Annotated in this window: 14 protein-coding genes; 8 read left to right on the top strand and 6 right to left on the bottom strand. The window is 62.0% G+C overall.

Annotation, left to right across the window (positions count from 1 at the left end):
• Positions 1–96: 96 nt before the first annotated feature.
• Complete coding sequence (locus tag F7P65_RS18885) at positions 97–1,443, bottom strand: nuclear transport factor 2 family protein (protein WP_162854711.1); 1,347 nt, start codon at positions 1,441–1,443, stop codon at positions 97–99.
• Entirely contained in the window at positions 1,433–2,260 is an 828-nt protein-coding gene (locus F7P65_RS18880; protein WP_150294530.1) for a phytanoyl-CoA dioxygenase family protein, read from the bottom strand. The genes F7P65_RS18885 and F7P65_RS18880 overlap by 11 nt, the downstream gene beginning before the upstream one ends.
• A gap of 173 nt (positions 2,261–2,433) precedes the next feature.
• Here F7P65_RS18880 and F7P65_RS18875 point away from each other — a divergent pair, with 173 nt between their 5' ends.
• Together F7P65_RS18875 and F7P65_RS18870 are read left to right on the top strand one after the other, a co-directional pair.
• The gene (locus F7P65_RS18875) at positions 2,434–2,964 is read left to right on the top strand and encodes a TetR/AcrR family transcriptional regulator (protein WP_150294528.1); all 531 of its coding nucleotides are present in this window, start codon (positions 2,434–2,436) and stop codon (positions 2,962–2,964) included.
• A 166-nt stretch (positions 2,965–3,130) separates the two neighbouring features.
• Positions 3,131–4,216, top strand: coding sequence for an SMP-30/gluconolactonase/LRE family protein (locus F7P65_RS18870; RefSeq protein ID WP_150294526.1), 1,086 nt, complete (start codon positions 3,131–3,133; stop codon positions 4,214–4,216).
• A 50-nt stretch (positions 4,217–4,266) separates the two neighbouring features.
• Here the strand turns inward: F7P65_RS18870 and F7P65_RS18865 are convergent, their stop codons facing one another.
• The 3 genes from F7P65_RS18865 to F7P65_RS18855 form a co-directional block, all read right to left on the bottom strand.
• Positions 4,267–5,157 (bottom strand): SMP-30/gluconolactonase/LRE family protein, encoded by an 891-nt coding sequence (locus F7P65_RS18865; RefSeq protein WP_150294523.1) that lies wholly within the window; start codon positions 5,155–5,157, stop codon positions 4,267–4,269.
• A 19-nt stretch (positions 5,158–5,176) separates the two neighbouring features.
• On the bottom strand, positions 5,177–7,267 hold the full coding sequence (locus F7P65_RS18860; protein ID WP_240334392.1) for an outer membrane protein assembly factor BamB family protein: 2,091 nt from the start codon (positions 7,265–7,267) through the stop codon (positions 5,177–5,179).
• Between the two features lie 168 nt (positions 7,268–7,435).
• The gene (locus F7P65_RS18855; RefSeq protein WP_150294516.1) at positions 7,436–7,960 is read right to left on the bottom strand and encodes a nuclear transport factor 2 family protein; all 525 of its coding nucleotides are present in this window, start codon (positions 7,958–7,960) and stop codon (positions 7,436–7,438) included.
• A gap of 246 nt (positions 7,961–8,206) precedes the next feature.
• Between F7P65_RS18855 and F7P65_RS18850 the strand changes: the two genes are divergently transcribed.
• Positions 8,207–9,025: a phytanoyl-CoA dioxygenase family protein gene (locus F7P65_RS18850; RefSeq protein WP_150294512.1), complete on the top strand. Its 819-nt coding sequence runs from the start codon at positions 8,207–8,209 to the stop codon at positions 9,023–9,025.
• A 15-nt stretch (positions 9,026–9,040) separates the two neighbouring features.
• On the opposite strand, the gene F7P65_RS18845 is transcribed toward F7P65_RS18850, so the two are convergent.
• A complete protein-coding gene (locus tag F7P65_RS18845) occupies positions 9,041–9,946 on the bottom strand; it encodes an AraC family transcriptional regulator (protein ID WP_150294508.1) in 906 nt (301 codons plus the stop codon).
• Positions 9,947–10,239: 293 nt separating this feature from the next.
• Here F7P65_RS18845 and F7P65_RS18835 point away from each other — a divergent pair, with 293 nt between their 5' ends.
• From F7P65_RS18835 to F7P65_RS18815, 5 genes are all read left to right on the top strand, one after another.
• Complete coding sequence (locus F7P65_RS18835; RefSeq protein WP_150294502.1) at positions 10,240–12,819, top strand: TonB-dependent receptor; 2,580 nt, start codon at positions 10,240–10,242, stop codon at positions 12,817–12,819.
• 102 nt (positions 12,820–12,921) lie between these two features.
• Positions 12,922–13,701, top strand: coding sequence for an SDR family NAD(P)-dependent oxidoreductase (locus tag F7P65_RS18830; protein WP_150294498.1), 780 nt, complete (start codon positions 12,922–12,924; stop codon positions 13,699–13,701).
• A 45-nt stretch (positions 13,702–13,746) separates the two neighbouring features.
• A complete protein-coding gene (locus F7P65_RS18825) occupies positions 13,747–15,108 on the top strand; it encodes an MFS transporter (protein WP_150294495.1) in 1,362 nt (453 codons plus the stop codon).
• Positions 15,105–16,484 carry an MFS transporter gene (locus F7P65_RS18820; RefSeq protein ID WP_162854709.1) on the top strand — a complete coding sequence of 460 codons (1,380 nt, stop codon included), beginning with the start codon at positions 15,105–15,107 and terminating at the stop codon, positions 16,482–16,484. Before F7P65_RS18825 ends, F7P65_RS18820 begins: the two co-directional genes overlap by 4 nt.
• Before the next feature lie 52 nt (positions 16,485–16,536).
• On the top strand, positions 16,537–17,619 hold the full coding sequence (locus F7P65_RS18815; protein WP_150294492.1) for an SMP-30/gluconolactonase/LRE family protein: 1,083 nt from the start codon (positions 16,537–16,539) through the stop codon (positions 17,617–17,619).
• Positions 17,620–17,794: the final 175 nt, after the last annotated feature.

Raw genomic sequence — 17,794 nt, 5'->3', positions numbered from 1 at the left:
GAAACGTCCGAGATTTTATGTTAGGTATCTGGCCTGCCAAACCTATCTTTCGATAAATCACGTGCAACATGTGATAATCAGGGTTATCAGCTGGTTCTAGGGCACGATCGCGGCGGATTCGACAGTCTGGTACCACATGAAATCCTCGACGAAACGACGCTGGTCGAGCGTCCAGCCCCCGTCGCGCTTCGCCCAACGGTCAAGATAACGTCCGCGGCAATGGTCATCGGTTCGCCCATTGCCTTCAGCCTCCCCTTGACGCAGGATGATCGCGCCGGTTTCGCTGACGGCCCGATCGCCATCGACCACGATCAATATATTTCCGATCTGATGGCGCTCGGCCCGGCCATGCGCGTGAATTTGCGCGCGAATGGCCCGCTCGGCCGACAATTGTTCGATTTCTTCGCCCTCGCCGCCTTCCACCGATGCAAAAAGTCGATAGGATGGGTCCTCACGGTCCCGCCGGGCTTCATGACCCATCCGCCCATGCCCCGACTGGTTCCACATCAGCTCTTCGGTCAGCGTGCGATGATCGATTGCCCAGCGGCCATCCCTGCACGACCAGCGATCCAGATATCGCCCGCGATAATGGCTGTCGGTGACCATCCCGGACCTGTCGGGATATCCACGGAGTACCGCGTGCGCGCATGTCTCGCTAACGGCCCGATCGCCCTTTATCCTGATGGTCGGGTTCATGATCTGGTGCGAATGCGCGGCGTACACGTCGTGTCCCAATGTCATCTGGACGGCCATTGCCATGGCCCGCCCCTTCAACTGTCCGGATTCATAATCCAGCGTCGCATCATCATGCCAGACCGATTTCCACAGCTCGACGTCGAAGCGGTCGATGCCACGGCAATAGCGATTCAACTGGCGCAGAATTTCCCTTTCCGCGATCAGGATTTCACGGCGGTCTCGCTCTTCCTCGGCATCTTCGTCCCTATCGCTTCCCGGAAAGGCGAACAACGCATAGACGGGATCGGCGAGGTCCCGACGCGACCGTTCACCGCGTCCGCCATCTTCGACCGGCTGCGTCCATGCTTCGCGCCCGACCATCCGCCTGCCGTCGATCGCCCAACGCCCGTCGCGTCTGGACCACTGATCCAGATATTGTGCCCAATCATGGCTGTCGACCATCATGGCGGATCGACGGACCGCAGACAGGTCGCATCGACTGACCGCACGGTCTCCATCGACCACGATCTCTACATTGGACAGATGATGCGCATGGCATTGGGAGGCGCCCAGTTGACCAATGATCGCGCCTGCCACTTCCACAACCGGGTCGCCCGTTTCCAAGACTTCATCATCCCATGTCCCACCCTCATGCCAAACGGACAGAAGCAGAGGCAGGTCCAGCCGGTCCTGAGCCCGGCAGGCTGCGTAGAGTTGCTGACGGATCTCGCGCTCGGCCAGCAAGGATCCCAGAACGTCACTCGGCATGACGTCCGCCCGGGCTGTAGATGATGGGGAAAGCAGGATGGTCGAGCGAACCGAACGGCTCCAGCCCCAGCCCGTCCGTGAACGGGCTCTGCGCGCCGGTATAACGCGCGTCCCCGGGGAGATAGAGCGCCCCCCATGACCAGCGGGGATGGGGGCTGCTATTCGCCCCGGTGCCATGGATGGTGAAGTGGCTGTGCACTGTCACATCGCCTGGTTGCAAGTGGATGGGGTCGGTGAGGGTGCAATGTTCTTCCAAATAGGACGCCCAACTCTCCCAGATTTCCGGGTTCAGCAAATTGCCCAGATTGCCGAGTTTATGAGAGCGGCTGTAGAAGCGGAGCGCCCCCTGCTCCCGCCTGACCTCGTCGAGCGCCATCCAGATGTTGAGCGTGTTCGCCTCCGAAAAGAAGTTCTGCAGCGTGTCCTGATGATAACGCGTCGGCTCCGCCATCCCGCCGCCGACCGGATGTTTCAAAAGCAGGGAATCGCGCATCTTGCGAATGGAACTTTCCCGCCCGAACAGGCACGCGAAGTTCCGGCCCAGTGTCTGCGAGGTGGCAAGGGCGCGGTAATGCGGATCGCTGTCGCCAAGTCCGACATGCGTGCGAAACCAGCGATATCCCTCTGGCAGTTCAGGCTCGTCGTTCGGCGCATTGCCGTCATCGCCAAACAGCCTTTTGGCACCTTTCAACAACTGCGCGGCATAGTCGCGGCTGATCAGTCGCTCCAGCTTCACCCATCCATTTTCGAAAAAGAACCGAACTTCCTCATCCGTCACCGAGCGCACGCCGGGATCGAGGATCGCTTCGCCTGACATGGCTCTGTCTCTCCTGAAGATATTACTGACTAATTGGTCAGTAGCGTGTGACTACGTCTCGTTGACCACCCTGTCAACCTTTGTTAGCCGGTCCGTCGACGCGATTGGGAGACGATAATTTGGTCGATAAGAACAAGCCGACACGGCGGCGTCTGTCTGCGGATCAATCGCGGATGCTCATTCTTGAAGCAACGGAACGTCTTTTGCAGACGCAGGGCCATGACGCGCTTACCGTTCGCGGCGTCGCTGCAGAGGCGGGCATGAAGACGCCACTCGTCCACTATCATTTTGAAACGACCGAAGACCTGCTGATCGCCTTCTACCGCTATATCGGTGAGAAGCATCGGCTGAATATCGAGGCAGCGCTGGCGTCGGACCGGCCGATCCATGCCCTGTGGGACGTCAACACCGCCCGCGATGCAGGGCGGCTGATGGCGGAAATGATCGGCCTTGGCCACCGCAACGAAGCGGTTCGGGCGGAGTTGGCCGCCCATGTCGAAAATTTCCGGGCGATGCAGGCGCAGGCATTCGAGACGGCGCTTCGCCCGCATGCCGCCGCTGCGGGCTGCACGCCCGACGCCGCCATTTTCATCCTCACCGCCGTGACGACCGCGTTGGTCATGGATCGGAGCGTCGGCATCAACGCAGGTCATGAAGACAGCATTGCATTTGTGAAGACCTGCATGGATCGGCTCGAACCCTGACATGAGGCGCAACAAAGCCTGAGATTGTCCGTAGTGCACCAATCCAAAGATAGAGGACAGCCGGCTGTTCGCCTTTAGAGCCTGTCGATGCTAGCCCCGATGGGTACAGCCGCGATTTCATGTGGTTGGCAACGATAATCCGCCAACATGGGCAGGAGAGAAATGGATGGGCATCCCTATGTCGAAGCGCGCGCGAACCCGCGCCACGACCCTTGCAGCGATGATGCTGGGCGCGGCGTCGCTGCCAGGCAGCGCCGCCAGCGCGAAGGCCGACGCGCAGCCCGCCGGCACATGCCCTGCCAATGGGAATGATAGCTCGATCTGTGGCATTTCCAATCCCGAAGACATGGCGCCGCTCGCCCGGAGCGAATGGATTATCGTCAGCGGTTATGCGCCCGACGCCCTCTACCGCGTCAGCCCCCGCACGCGTCAGGCGGTGAATCTGGTCCCCGGCGTCCGCGCCCGCTGGGACAGAAAGTCCTATGCCGACTGTCCCGGGCCTCTCGCGTCGGGCGCGCTGACGGCACATGGCATCGCTCTCACCGACAGCGCCGCGCCGTCGCTCTTCGTCATCAATCACGGCAGTCGCGAAGCGATAGAGGTTTACCGGGTGCGCCGGCAGGACGCATCGCTCACCTGGGTGGGCTGCGTGCCGCTCCCCGCCGACATGATGGCGAACTCGCTCGCGCAGCTGAAATCGGGCGCGCTGGTCGTCACCAGCCTCGGCAAGGCGAAGACCAATTTCCTGCCCGACATTGTCGCCGGCCGGCCGACAGGCGGCGACGTTCGGCTGTGGTCGCGCGACAAGGGCTGGCGCACCCTGCCCTATTCGCAAGGCTCCGGCCCGAACGGCCTGGCGCTCGCGCCGGACGAACGCTCCATCTATGTCGCCATGTCGGGCAGCCGCGAAATCGTCCGCATGGCCCTGGACGGCAAGACCAAGCCGGTTCGGTCCGCGCAAATCGACATATTGCCGGACAATCTGCGTTGGACCGCCCAAGGAACGCTCATCACCACTGGCATGCGCTACGACCCGGAGGTCAATGCGCGCTGCTTCCAAGGCCAGAGCTGCCAGCCCCGGTTCGACGTCTATGAGATCACGCCGAAAACGCTTGCGGCAAAGAGCCTGTCCGGCCGCTTCGAACCCCGGCCCATGCCGCTCACCACCACAGCGCTGCGGGTGGGGGGCGAACTATGGGTCAGTTCGGTCAGCGGCATGAATATCGCCGTCTTCCCGCTCAAGCCGAATTGAGGGAAAAAGGCCCGCGCCCCTGAAAGTCGCGGGCCAGCCCCCTCTGACCGTCAACCGAAATGGAGCTTCAGCCCCGGTTCGTCCCAGCGAATTTTGACGAGGCGGCCTGTTCGCAGCAGGGTCACATAAGCATCGCGCATGTCATCGCCGCCAAAGGCAATGTTGGTGACAGTCCGGTCCGGCAAGGGCCGGAAGCGCGTCTCTCCGCCAGGCTTGAACGTCGTAATTCCGCCGCCGATGATGGTGGCAACGCATACCGCGCCGGCCTCGGTAACGGCCAGACTGTCGAACACGGATTCCCCTGCGGCCGATCCCACATATACCGGCACCGGCATGTCCGTTTCCGCATCCTTGCGCAGCTGCCCCGGAGCTTCCACATCGAAGCTGAACAGTCGCCCCGTCCAACTCGCCGTCACATATAATGTCCCGCCGTCGGGCGACAGGCCAACGCCATTATAGCCCAGCCCGCCAAAATAGCCCTCGCGGATCTCGCTACCATCCGCCTTGCACCAGTAGAGGCCGCTCTTTTCGATCACCCGCTCGCGCACGGTGCCGAAATCGGTGAACCACATGCCGCCCGTTGCGTCGAACACCAGATCGTTGGGCGCGCTGATGGGCCGGCCATCAATACTGTCGTACATCCGCTCGACCTTCCCGGTGGCAAGATCGACGCGCTCGATCCGCCCCCCCCCGCCATGTTCGCCTGGCCTGTTGCCCTCCCCGCCGCAGTTGCAGACATAGAGCGCGCCGTCGGGACCGATCTGCGCGCCATTGGGCGTTCCCCCGATTTGTGCGACCACCTCGCTCTTGCCGCCGCCCCAGACGCGGCTGATGCGGTTGGCATGCATCTCCATGACCAGCACCGACCCGTCCGGCATGACCACCGGACCTTCGGGCGCCTTCAGCCCTTCGGCGAGGACTTCGAATTCGGTTTCCAACATGCGTCTCCTTCGATGGCATTCACGCGCCCAGGCCGAGCACGCTCTTGATAGCCGCCCACAGCCGATCGAACCAGGATAGGCGCTCCGGTTCGTCATCGCCTCCGTCCAAGGCAAAGACCCACAGGGCAGGCCCGCCCGTGGATGCTTCTATCTCCGGTGTCAGATGAGCGACGAAATTATCCTGATAGGTGCCGCCACCGGTGACGATCGCAACATATTGCCTGCCCTTCACTGTATAGGTGATGGGGAAGGAATTGGGCGTGTCATTGAGCCGCGTCTGCCAGAGCGTCTCGCCGGTGCCACTGTCCAGCGCACGGAACCAGCGGTCGCGCGACCCTTCGAACAACAACCCGCCCGCCGTCGCCAGCACTGCCGAGGCTTCGGGCGCGCGGCGCCTGTTTTCCCACAGCGTCTTGCCGGTACGCAGATCGACCGCCGTCACCCGCCCGAACTTGTTGTCGGAACCGGGACGCGGCGTGACTTTCCAAACTGACCCTGCGATGTTGGAACTGTCGATGGTCACTTCCATGCAGCTATCCAGAGCCGGGATGAACAGCACCCCGCTGCGCGGATCATAGGATGTGGCAGGCCAATTGCGGACGCCCGCAGCGAATGGACAAGCCTTTGTAGTCCGGCCCTCGCCTGGAATCTTGTGCAAATTGATGGTTTTAGCGCCCGTGACTGGGGTGATTGCGGTGATGATATCCTGAATCCCATAGTCATAGGACCAGAGATACTTGCCGCTCTTGATATCGAGTGCTTCCAGCACGCCCAGCTTGCCCATGGACATCGCGACCTGTCTGCCGGACCCGCGCGGGTCCTTGACAATCATGCGCTCGAAAGCCCAATCCTCATCCCAGACGTCGCCGGGGAAATGCTGGAAATGCCAGGCGAGTTTCCCGGTTCGAGCGTCCAGCTTCAGCGTGGAATTGGTATAGAGCGCCGCTTCCGGCTTTCCAGGATCGTTTTTCAGCAGCGTGTTGACTAAATAAGTGTTGCCGGTGCCGAAGACGATCTGATCATTGGCATAATCATAGCTTGGCGCAGTCCAAACGCCAGCACCGCCGCGCTCGGATGCCGGGGCGCCGCCCCAGCTTTCCGCGCCGGGCGCATTGTCGCCAGGAATGGTGTCGAAGCGCCACAGCTCTTCACCCGACTTCGCGTCAAACGCTGCCATGAAGCAACGCATCCCCTTGCCGAAACAAACAGCGCCGCCCTGAAACACCCGGCCATTGGCCACCAACGGGGCGGAGGTGAGCGAGTTCTTGACACCGATCACCTTGTCCCAGCGCAGCGCGCCAGTTCGGGCGTCCAGCGCCATCAGATGATTGTCGACGGTCGATGCGTAGAGCGCATCGCCATAGAGCGCCATTCCGCGTGGCTGGCTGAGGCCCCGGGGTACCGCCTTGTCCTCCCGCTTCCAGATCGTGTCGCCTGTCAGCGCGTCGAGTGCGGTGATGTGCCCGCCGCCGTGCAGGAAAATCACGCCATCATGTTCCAGCGGGCCGATGCCATTCGTGCTCGATCCCAGCGACTTGCTCCAGATCGGCCTCAACCGCCCGACATTAGATCGATTGATCTGGCTGAGTTGGCTATAGCCGAGCGCATTGGTGCTGCCCCGCCAGACGAGCCAGTCGTCGCCTGCCTCATGCCGCAACATCATGTCGGTGACGGGTCGCAGCCTGGCCGCGACTGCCTTCAGCCGCTCGCCGGCGGCACGGGAAATATCATCCACGAAGGAGGTCGGCGCGGGGGCGGGCGAGGATGCCTCAGCCTGTCCACCGGCCGCTTGTGCGCCGACACCGTTTTCCGCCAGCAGATAGGATGCAAGCTCCTTTGCAGTTCCCGCGTCGAGCGGGGGGTCGGCCGCAGGCGGCATGGACCGAGCGATAAAATCAGCAAGCCCGTCAACGCCCGCGCTGCCCCATTTCGCCTTGAAGGCCGCGCTCTTGAGCGTCGGTCCGCCGCTACCCTGAAGCGACTGGCCGTGGCACAATGCGCATTTGGCGCCATAGATAGAAGCGCCACCGCCCCCGGCCACCGTCTCGCCGCCCGCCTGGGCAATCGCGCCGCCCCCCGCCGCCAGCACGATGCCCACCGGAATGATCATTCGCTTATGCCTGCGCATTCACCCCCACCCTCTTTTATCGTTTATCCCATCGACGCGACGAACCGTTCACGAAATTTCGCGCACAGGCCGGGTCCGGCCTGCGCGCCCTTCCACCCTATCCCGTCGGAACCCGCACCTGTCGACGCGCCGCCAGTCCAGGAAACGGTATCAAAAGCGTTCGACGCCTGACATATTGAAGAATTCCTCGCCCATGCCATCTTCGAACCATTCGGCCATGTCTTTATCCAGATAGATGCGCTCGCCGCACATCTTGCCATTGGCGAAGGGGATCACGGCGTTGGTATAGCCACGGAAGGTCGATCCGTCCTTGCGCGTGTAGACACAGCTAAACTCGTGCGCCAACATATTGGGGCTGGTCGTGGTGGAATAATATTCGCGCGTATCCTCGCCGTTGCGCGGATCGATCTGTTCGATCACGACGCCATAATTGATCTCGTGATAGCGGCGCAGCGCTTCCTTCCCCGTTATGCGGATGCGGTTGGGGTAGAATTCCCATACCGCGTCGTCCGTGATGGATTCGGCCATGATCCCGTCGAAATCGCCTTCCATGAACTTGCGCGAATGTTCCAGGTTGAAATCGATCATTTCCTGCGCGCTCATCACCGTGTCGCTGGCAAACTGTTTCTTCCAGAGATGATCGGGGATTTCGACCTTGAAATCGGCATCGGACATCGAACTACTCCATCTGCATTATTATATTTGGAATCCAATCCGCAGGACGGCCGGATGACGACCGCCATTCTGGACGTCGGTCGTTACAGGGTGAACCTATCCGAAGGCAGGCGGATGTGGATGATGGGCTGAACGGAACCGACTTGGCAAGCCTTTGCGCCTTCTGGAAGATAGGTTTCAGCCGCCTCTCCAGTCTGCACGACTTCCTGTCAAATATGCTCGGGCAAGGCTCGGGCGGGGAGATGGATGATGGTGGCAGGTGCAGGCGCAGAGATACAGGTTCGTCCCGTCACGGATGCGGAGATCGCCTTTTTCTTCGAACATGGATGGGTAAAGCTGCCCGCCCTCATCGACCCGCAGAGCGCCGCCATCCTGCTGGAACGCGCCCAACGGACCTTCGGCGTGGATGGCCGCAAGGGGTTGGAGCAGGAAACGCCGGCGACACAATATTGGCAGACATGGTTTCGCAGCAATCCCGACTGCGGGCGGGATGACCATTATGCCGCGCTCCGGACATCGCGCGAACTCGGCCGCAACGCCGCGCGCCTGCTGGGCCGCGACAGTTCCATCCGCATGATGATGGACGCAACCATGGCAAAACTGCCCGGCGACAGCGGCAAGGGCAATGGCACGGACTTCCACCAGGACACGCCCGGCCACATGTATCTGGAATCAAACTTCCTCACCCCCTGGATCGCGCTGGACAGGGTCGATCGGGATATGGGCGCCATGCAATTCTATTCCGGGTCGCACAAGCTCGGCAATCTCGGTCAGGTGGGGGCGCTTTGGGACGAATGGGCGCCCTATATTGATCGTTTCTGCACGCTGACCGAACCGATTGCGCTGCAACCGGGCGATGCCACGGTCCACGCCAACGGCACGATCCACGGTACGGCTCCCAATCGCGGTGGGCGGCCGCGCTGGTCATGGGCGGGCGTCCTCGTGCCGGGCGACGCGCGCTATACCGGCGCGCAGAGCGAATATACCGACGGGCTGGGGATCAAGGCCTATGGGCCGTTGGCTCACCCCAATTTCCCGATCATCTACGACCCGCCCGAACAATAGCCCGGCACGCCGAGCTCAGGTAGCCATCTGCCCTCGCGCATATTGGGTAGGCGACAGCCCCACATGCCGGCTGAATGCGACGCTGAAGGCACTCGCGGAGCCGTAGCCGACGCGTTCCGCTATCACGCCGACATCGCCTTCGCTTCGGCGGAGCAGTTCCTTGGCCATGGCCATGCGCCAGGCGAGCAGATATTCCATCGGAGCGACGCCCACGGCGCGGCTGAACCGTTCGAAGAAGGCCGAGCGGGAGAGAGCGGCCCTTTTCGCCATTTCCGCGATCGTCCAGCGACGGGCCGGGCTTTCGTGGATGCTGCGTATCGCCTGCGCCAGCCGTTCGTCGGCCAGCCCGCGCAAGAGGCCGGGCGACGCCGCGGTCCCCGCCGTGGAACGAAGCGCTTCGATCAGCAGGACCTCCAGCAGCCGGGCCAGGATCACCTCCCGCGCGGGTCGCAGCCCGCGCGCTTCCTCGGCGACGAGTTGCACCAGCGTCGACAGCCTCGCTTCGCCGCGAATATGCACCAGTTGCGGTAGCAGCGACAGCAGCAGGGCCGCGTCGGGCGATCCGAAAATGCAATATCCGACCAGGTAGCGTACGTCAGGCGCGCCGGTCGCTATGCCATGCCGCACCTCGCCATCCAGCAGCATGCCCATCGATACATCCAGGGTTTCGGGCGCGACCGTCTCCAGATCCGACATGGTGAAATCGTCGCCCGAAGGGATCAGCGTGAAATCCCCTTCCTGAAGGATGATCGGATCATGACCGTCGACGGCCAGACGGCCGGACCCCTCCAGGGTGAGGCAGAAGAAAGGCTGCCTGAACCCCGAACGGCGCGTGCTCCAGCGCCCCTTGCCACTCACCATCTTCGAAAGGGGCGCGGTTGGCTGGAGCAGCGCGACGATCTCCGCCACCGGATCAACCATGCCGGACTCCTGCTAATGATTTATGGACTTCTGGCTATAGATCGTCCACCCTTCCTCGTCTATCCCGGCAAGTGCGAAACCCTTCGAAAGCGCCTTGCCAGACAAGGCCATTGCAATCGCGGGAAGATCGTCCCGCGCATCGCCACACACCGGCCGAGCGCGTCCGAACTGCTCGGAAGTGCGCATTTCAGGACCAGTATCCACGCCTGCGGGGGCTTTGAGGACCCGGCCGCAAGATGGGTTTGAAGCAATAACCGCCATGCCAATCAAGGCGGACAATAGGGGAGGATAAGATGAGACAGACCATGCATATACAGGCTATCCGCGCCTTGCTCCTTGGATGCAGCGCGCTTGCATCGGTAGGGCTGGCCCATCAGGCACAGGCTCAGGCTCCGAGCGAGGCCACGCCAGCAGCGACGGCGGGCGATATCATCGTCACCGCACGCCGGACCGAAGAGCGCCTGCAGGATGTTCCCGCGTCCCTGACCGTCTATAGCCAGGCAGACCTGACCAAGCGGAACATCTCCGTCGCGACGGATCTTGCCACCTATACGCCGTCCCTGTCGGTCAACCAGCGTTACGGCCCCGAAAAAGCATCCTTCAGCATTCGCGGCTTCAACCAGGACCTGTCCACCGCGCCGTCTACGGGCGTCTATTTCGCCGAAGTCGTGGGCGTGCGCGCACAGGGCGGCACGACCGGCGGCAACACGGTTGGCGCGGGTTCCTTCACCGATCTGGGCAACGTGCAGGTCCTCAAAGGCCCGCAAGGGACGCTGTTCGGGCGAAACACGACGGGCGGCGCCATCTTGCTGACCCCGCAAAAGCCCACCGACAGCCTGGAAGGCTATGCCGAAGGCACCTATGGCAATTTCGACCAGAAGCGTGTTGCCGCGGTCCTGAACGTGCCGCTTTCCGATACATTCCGGATCAGGGCGACAGTCGAGCGCCACGACCGCGACGGCTATATGAAAAACCGGTCCGGCATTGGCGCCAGGGACTTCAACGACGTCAACTATCTGTACGGACGCCTCAGCATCGTCGGCGATCTGACGCCCAATCTCGAAAACTATCTGATCTTCCACTATAGCCATTCGAATACTCACGGCTATGCGTCGCGCATGGTTGGCTGCAACCTGAATGCGACGGGCCTCGCCTTGCTTCAGGCGACCTCCTGTGCCGACCAGCTGGCCCGTCAGAACGCGCGCGGCGACAGTCTCTACGACGTGGAAACGCGGATCAGAAATCCCTTCATCAAGATCGATACGTGGCAAACCATCAACACCACCAAATGGCAGGCCAGCGACAATTTGACGATCAAGAACATCATGAGCTACGGCGAATATAAGGAGTTCGACTATTTCGACGCCGGCAGCAGCAATTTCGTCGTCGCCAACGTCAACAATCAAGGCGGGTTTCGCGCGCGGAACATCAGTCCCGCCTTTCCCGACATCGTCATTCCCGCCGGCACGGCCTATGACCGCGTCGTCCTGGACGTGATCGCACCGGGCGCTCCCGCAGGCGCCGAAAGCAGCTTCATCGAAGAACTGCAAATCCAGGGCAAGACCGCCGACGACCGCCTGAACTACACGATCGGCGGCTATCTGGAATTCAGCAGGCCGCTGAGCTGGAACCAGAGCGCCACGGGCATCTTCACCCTGTGCGACCGTCCCAGCACCCTGTCCTGCACCAACCCGATCCTGGCCGGCAGCGTCGGCGAAAGCCGCACCCGGTTCAATTTCGACAATCACGGCATCTACGGCCAGGCGACCTACAAAGTCACTGACCAGCTGACCCTCACCGGCGGGCTGCGGTGGACGTTCGACAAGATCGTTGCCACCGACCGTACGACGCGTGTTGCCCTGACCACCGCCGCCGGATCGTTCATCGATCCCAGAACGGGCGTATCCATCCGGCGGACATGCGCGGACACAGCGAGGTTCACCAACATCGCCCGCACGGATCCGTCCGCATGCGAAAAGACCATCACCAATAAATCGGATGCGCCGACATGGACGGTCGGCCTGGATTACAAGCTGTCGCCCGATCACCTGCTCTACGCGAAATATTCGCGCGGCTATCGTCAGGGGGGCATAAACTTCGCCTTCATCGGTCTCGAAGCCTGGCAGCCCGAAAAGCTCGATTCCTACGAAATCGGTGGCAAGGCCAGTTTCCATGGCGCGGTCAGTGGATATTTCAACATTGCAGGCTTCTACAACAACCTCACCAACCAGCAGGTTGCCGCCCTGCTTGTCGCCACGCCTGAAGCGCAGGCACGCGGTATCAATGCGGGCTCGTCCATCATCAATGCGGGCAAGTCCCGGTCCTACGGCATCGAAGTCGACACGTCCGCCCTGTTCTTCGACAGTCTCCGCCTGTCTGCCGGCTATACTTATCTGAATACGAAGATTGTCGAGGTGGCGACCGCGACGGACCTGGCGCCAAAGCTGGTCGGCACGCCCTGGGCATCGGCCACGCCCCGCGTGAAGAGCGGAAGCAGCTTTCTGGACAGTCCCAAGCACCGGCTGACAGTCACCGGCACCTACACGCTGCCGCTGGACAGCAGCGTCGGCGAGGTTTCGATCGGCGCGACATGGGTCTACACGTCGAAATACATCACCAACGCGCTGGAGCCGCAATATGTCAACGGCTTCCCGATGGGGATCACCCCGTCGAGCAATCTGGTCAACCTGAACCTGGACTGGAACAGCGTGGGCGGGTCCCCCATCGATCTCGCGCTGTTCGCGACTAACGTCACCAAGGAAAAGATCAAGCTGCCGAACCAGAATTCCTACACGGTTTCCGGCGTCGCTGAAGTGGGGATGAGCCCGCCCCGGATGTACGGTCTGCGCCTCAGATACCGGTTCGGCGAATAGGAGGGGCGGCGCGCCGTGACCCCACTCCCCCGGCTGCGGCGCGCCATTCCCATCAGTTTCGGCCCCTTCGCAAAAGGCGGGGACGCCGTCGGAAAGGCAGATATGACGCAAACACTGAAAGTTGAACGCAAAGTCGCCATCGTTACCGGAGCCGGAGGAAAGCCATCCCCCACGGGCTCTTTCGGCACCGGCAAGGCGATCGCCCTCCTGCTCGCGCAGCATGGCGCGAAGGTCGTCGTCGTCGACCGCCATCAGGATCGCGCCGATAGCACCAGGCAGTTGATCGAGGAATCGGGTGGGGAAGCGGTCACCGTGCTGGCCAACCTCGCCACCGAGGCGGATTGCCAGCGGATCGTTCAGGAAGCGCTCGCCGCCTTCGGCAGGGTCGATATTCTGGTCAACAATGCTGCCGTCTCCCCGCTGAAGACGCTGCTCGAAACTACGGTCGAGGATCTGGAAAACAGCATCACCGTCAACCTCACCATCCCTTTCCTGCTGACCAAAGCCGCACTTCCAGAGATGATCAAGGTGGGCGGCGGCGCGATCGTCAATATCTCGACGCTCGCCGCCATCAGGGGGGCGGCCGCCATGCCCGCCTATTCGGCCGCAAAGGCGGGCATGACCGGCCTCACCATCAGCACGGCGGCGGGCTATGGCCGGCAGGGCGTGCGATGCAACGCGATCATTGTCGGCGCGCTCGACACGCCACTACGGCGGGCGACGGTGCCGGGCGAATATATCCCGCGCGTCGCCGCGCTCAGCACCGAAGGCGACTCCTGGGACATCGCGCGGGCCACCCTCTTCCTAGCAAGCGAGGATTCCTCGCACATCACTGGCGTGCTTCTTCCTGTCGACAGCGGCAATTCCATTCTCAGTCCCTGACCACGCGCAACGGCTGGATTGTGGAATAACAGAGTGGAGGGTGGGGTGACGAAGGCGATGGAAGATATTGGCTCCAGCGGGCACATCATGTGGAAACGACGGACCAGGGCTGAAAAGGAACCGATCCCGTCGGCGGCACGGCGCGCCGCGACTGCCGCATTTGCAGGCAGCTTCATCGAATTTTATGACTATTCCATCTTCCACGTCCTGCTGGTCTACTTCTCGCCGCTCTTCTTTCCCGGGGCCAACCACAGCGCCCTTCTGGCGGGGCTGGCGGTTTATGGCGTGGGCTTCATCGGTCGCCCCCTCGGCGGCATCCTGTTCGGGCGCATCGGCGATCTGCGCGGGCGGCGGACGGCGCTGATGATGACCATCGGCCTCATGGGCCTGTGCACCGCGCTGATCGGCCTGCTTCCGAGCCACTCAGCGATCGGCCTGGCCGCTCCGGTGCTCCTCGTCATCCTTCGTTTCGGGCAGGGGCTTTCCGCCGGTTCGGAAATCATGGGATCTGTAACTCTGGTCATCGAAACGGCGCCGCCCTCGCGCCGCGGGTTCCTGGCGTCCATGACTCCCCTTGGCATGGCGTCGGGAGCCCTTTTCGGGAGCGCCGTCGCGGCGACCGCCAGTGCGCTCCTGTCGCCTTCGGAGATGAGCAGCTATGGTTGGCGCATCGCCTTCGTGCTCGTCATACCTTTGACGCTGACGGCCTTTCTGTTGCGCCGGCGAGTAGAGGACTCGCCCGAGTTCGCCGAACTGGCGCGCAGCCATCACACGGTAAAGGCGCCCTTGCGCGAAGCGGTGATCCCCAACTGGCGGCAACTGCTGCTGGCAAGCGCCGTGGCGATCACGGTCAACGGGCCGGCAAGCGCTGGCACCTTCTACATTCCCTATCTGGTCGGCACCCGTGGCCTGCCATTCGCTGAAGTGGCGATGGTGAATTCCATTGCCTGCGCCCTTACCTTGCTGGCGCCGCCCATAGCTGGTCTGATGACCGATCGGCTGGGTAATCGTTCGATGCTGGCGCTGGTTTTCGCCGCGTTTTTCGCCCTCGCCTTCCCCATATTGTGGCTGATCGGGACGACCGACAGCCTTTTGGTGCTGGGCCTGACACTCAGCCTGCATCTGGCGCTCAGCCAATTCATCGCCGTGCCGGCATGGAGCTATATTGCCGGGCTGTTCCCGGCGAACGTGCGCTACACCGGCTCGACGCTTGCCGCCAATGTGGGCGCGGTGCTGGTGGGCAGTTCCGGCGGATTCGCGGCCGCCGCGCTTGTCTTTGCCACAGGTTCGTCGCTGGGCGCGACGATCTGGATCAGCGGCTGGAGCCTTGCCGGCCTGATCGTCCTCGCCCTCAGCCGGGGGTTCGCACGACGTCTGGACCAATCCACGATCGGAGTTGCAGCATGACCGCCGGACAAGACGGCCTCCCGATGCCGCGCCGCCTGCTCGCCATCTCGGCGGTCAGCTTCGGTCAGGCCCTGTGCATCATGGATGGTTCGGTCGCCAATATCGTGCTGCCGACCATCGCCTCCGACCTGCGCGTGGACAATTCCGCCGTCGTCCTGGTCGTAACCATATATCAGCTTGTTCTCGTCATGGGTCTGCTGCCCTTGTCGGCGCTTGGAGACAAGATCGGTCACAATCGGCTCTACCGGCTTGGGCTGCTGCTTTTCTCCATAGCCACCGGCCTATGCTTCTTTGCCCATAATCTGCCGTTCCTGCTCGCCATTCGCGCACTACAGGCGCTGGGAGCGGCAGCGGTGTTGAGCGTTTCCATGGCGATCGTGAAGGCCATATATCCCGCGCATCAACTGGGCCGTGGCCTGGCATTGAACACGATCGTGGGCGCCAGCGCCGCAGCGCTCGCGCCCACACTGGGCGGATTCATGCTGAGCGTCGCGCCCTGGCCCTTTGTGTTCGTCATCGGCGCGCCCCTAGGGATCATTTCCCTCCTACTCGACAAGGCACTGCCCCCTTCAGAGCCAAAGGGCGGCACCTATGATCTATGGGGCGCGCTGCTTTGCGCCGCCATGTTCGGGCTGACCATCGCCGGCATCGAATATGCCAATCAGGGCGGCGCCCTGCACATGGCGGCCGTCATCGTCGCCGCGGGCCTGCTCCTCGGATATTTCTTCGTCCGTCGCGAACGCGCTCGGACCAGGCCGCTGATGCCGATCGACCTGCTTGCCCAGCCCCGGCTTGCCTTACCCACCGCCGGGGCGGCGCTGATCTACACGGGTTTCACGATCCTGATCGTCATGCTCCCCTTCCAGCTTCAGCAGGCCCATGGCTTCAGCCCGATGGAAGTCGGCACCCTGATGGCGTCGATGCCGATAGCGTCTTTCTTTGTCGGGCCGGTCGCGGGCATCCTCTCCGACCGCATCCGGCCCGATCGGCTGGCACTATTTGGATCGCTGATTTCGGTAATGGGCGTCACGGCGCTGGCGCGGATTCCCGCCGATGCCAGCCAGTTCGATATTCTCTGGAGGCTTGTCCTGCTTGGTGTGGGGGTCAGTTTCTTCACCGCCCCCAACACGCGCATGTTCATCGGCGCCGTTCCGCGCGATCGCACCGCCGCCGCCAGCGGATTGATCGCCACGACCCGCCTGATGGGTCAGACGCTGGGTGCAACGGCGGCAACCACCTTGTTGGCGTTTGGTTTCCACGACGCCATGGTGTCGCACATGACGGTCGTAGTTCTCCTCCTGCTTGCGGGAGCGACATGCAGGGCGCCCGCCTCGGCCTCCAAGATTCAGGACAGCATGGCGGCCTTGACCAGATGATCAGTCGCTGAATGGGGGCAATTCATTTCCTTCGCGGGGTTTGGAGAAACGCATGCACAAATTCTTGCCTGAAGGCATATTGCTCCTGTTCTTTTCCTTTAGTTGCAGCACGCATGCCGAAACTGGCAGAAAATGCGGCGTCTATGATGGATTGGATATCTTATGCCTTTCCACGCATTCTGAAGATCTGGTCCAGTTGCCTGAAACCAGATGGCTCATCATCTCCAATCCTTTGCGGCTCGTCGACACGGTTTCCGACAAGAGCCATGTGGTGTCCGAGGTGGCGATCAAGTTCGATCACGCGACCTACCGCAGTTGCCCCGGGCCTATCGCTCCCACAGGTGCGGGGCAAATGGGCTATGCCGGAAGTGCACTCAATCTGCGCGTCGGGAAACCAGGCACCTACACGCTCTATATGCGTGGCCCCGAAAGACGAATTGAGGTTTTCGATCTCGACGCGAGGCCCAAAATTCCCAACCTCACGTGGGTCGGTTGCGTTCCTACACCGCAACGCTTGTCCCTCAACGCGATAGCTCCATTACCCGGCAAAAGGTTGGTTGCCACCAATTTCGCGAGCGCATCGTTCGGCAGCTTCGCCACACCGGACGGGCGGGCCAGTCTGATCCGCAATTTGTCGAATTCAGAACCGACCGGCGAACTGTGGGAATGGGGACCTGACAAGGGCTGGTCCAAGATTCCCGGGACAGAGGGGTCGGGCCTGAACGGTATCGAAAGTTCGAAAGACGGTAAAACTCTGTATGTCGCCGAATGGGGGCGCAACCGAATCATCATGTTCAAGCGCGGCAAAGTGCGACCGCCCAGCGTCGTTACGGAACTTGATTTCAGGCCGGATAATATCCGGCGCCAGTCCGATGGCTCGCTCGTGATCGGGGGACACACTGCAAGCGTCCAATCCATATTGAACGACTGTTCGTTCGAACATCGCTGCAAGGATATCCATTCAAGCGCAGTGATCCTGGACCCCTTGACCGGAAAAATCCGCTACGCCTTGAAAGACCTGCCGCTTGGCCACGGCGAAAATTTCGTTAGCGGTGCGACCATCGTGGGGTCACGCGTCTGGATAGTGACGGTAGGCCCGGACAGCGCGATACTCAGGGTGGCCAAACCCGATTAACGTCCTGAAAAGCCAAGCGCGCATTGACTCACTCCCCCGGGCGGCGGACGTCCGGCAAAAATCCGTCGAGACTGCATCCCGATGCTCCTGTTGTTATAAGGGAGCATTGAGATCAGCCGCGACGATGGCGCCTCCAGTCAGCTCAAACGCCTGGTGGCAACGACGCCCGGCCGCC

The organism is Sphingobium estronivorans (genome assembly GCF_008692605.1).
Taxonomy (GTDB): Bacteria; Pseudomonadota; Alphaproteobacteria; order Sphingomonadales; family Sphingomonadaceae; genus Sphingobium; species Sphingobium estronivorans.
This window is presented reverse-complemented; position numbering and strand designations above follow the sequence as displayed.

What these genes read in the sequence shown, in the direction of transcription:
- F7P65_RS18885 (WP_162854711.1), bottom strand. Translation starts at nt 1,443, where the DNA reads ATGCCGAGTGACGTTCTGGGATCCTTGCTGGCCGAGCGCGAGATCCGT.
- F7P65_RS18880 (WP_150294530.1), bottom strand. Translation starts at nt 2,260, where the DNA reads ATGTCAGGCGAAGCGATCCTCGATCCCGGCGTGCGCTCGGTGACGGAT.
- F7P65_RS18875 (WP_150294528.1), top strand. Translation starts at nt 2,434, where the DNA reads ATGCTCATTCTTGAAGCAACGGAACGTCTTTTGCAGACGCAGGGCCAT.
- F7P65_RS18870 (WP_150294526.1), top strand. Translation starts at nt 3,131, where the DNA reads ATGGGCATCCCTATGTCGAAGCGCGCGCGAACCCGCGCCACGACCCTT.
- F7P65_RS18865 (WP_150294523.1), bottom strand. Translation starts at nt 5,157, where the DNA reads ATGTTGGAAACCGAATTCGAAGTCCTCGCCGAAGGGCTGAAGGCGCCC.
- F7P65_RS18860 (WP_240334392.1), bottom strand. Translation starts at nt 7,267, where the DNA reads ATGATCATTCCGGTGGGCATCGTGCTGGCGGCGGGGGGCGGCGCGATT.
- F7P65_RS18855 (WP_150294516.1), bottom strand. Translation starts at nt 7,960, where the DNA reads ATGTCCGATGCCGATTTCAAGGTCGAAATCCCCGATCATCTCTGGAAG.
- F7P65_RS18850 (WP_150294512.1), top strand. Translation starts at nt 8,207, where the DNA reads ATGATGGTGGCAGGTGCAGGCGCAGAGATACAGGTTCGTCCCGTCACG.
- F7P65_RS18845 (WP_150294508.1), bottom strand. Translation starts at nt 9,946, where the DNA reads ATGGTTGATCCGGTGGCGGAGATCGTCGCGCTGCTCCAGCCAACCGCG.
- F7P65_RS18835 (WP_150294502.1), top strand. Translation starts at nt 10,240, where the DNA reads ATGAGACAGACCATGCATATACAGGCTATCCGCGCCTTGCTCCTTGGA.
- F7P65_RS18830 (WP_150294498.1), top strand. Translation starts at nt 12,922, where the DNA reads ATGACGCAAACACTGAAAGTTGAACGCAAAGTCGCCATCGTTACCGGA.
- F7P65_RS18820 (WP_162854709.1), top strand. Translation starts at nt 15,105, where the DNA reads ATGACCGCCGGACAAGACGGCCTCCCGATGCCGCGCCGCCTGCTCGCC.
- F7P65_RS18815 (WP_150294492.1), top strand. Translation starts at nt 16,537, where the DNA reads ATGCACAAATTCTTGCCTGAAGGCATATTGCTCCTGTTCTTTTCCTTT.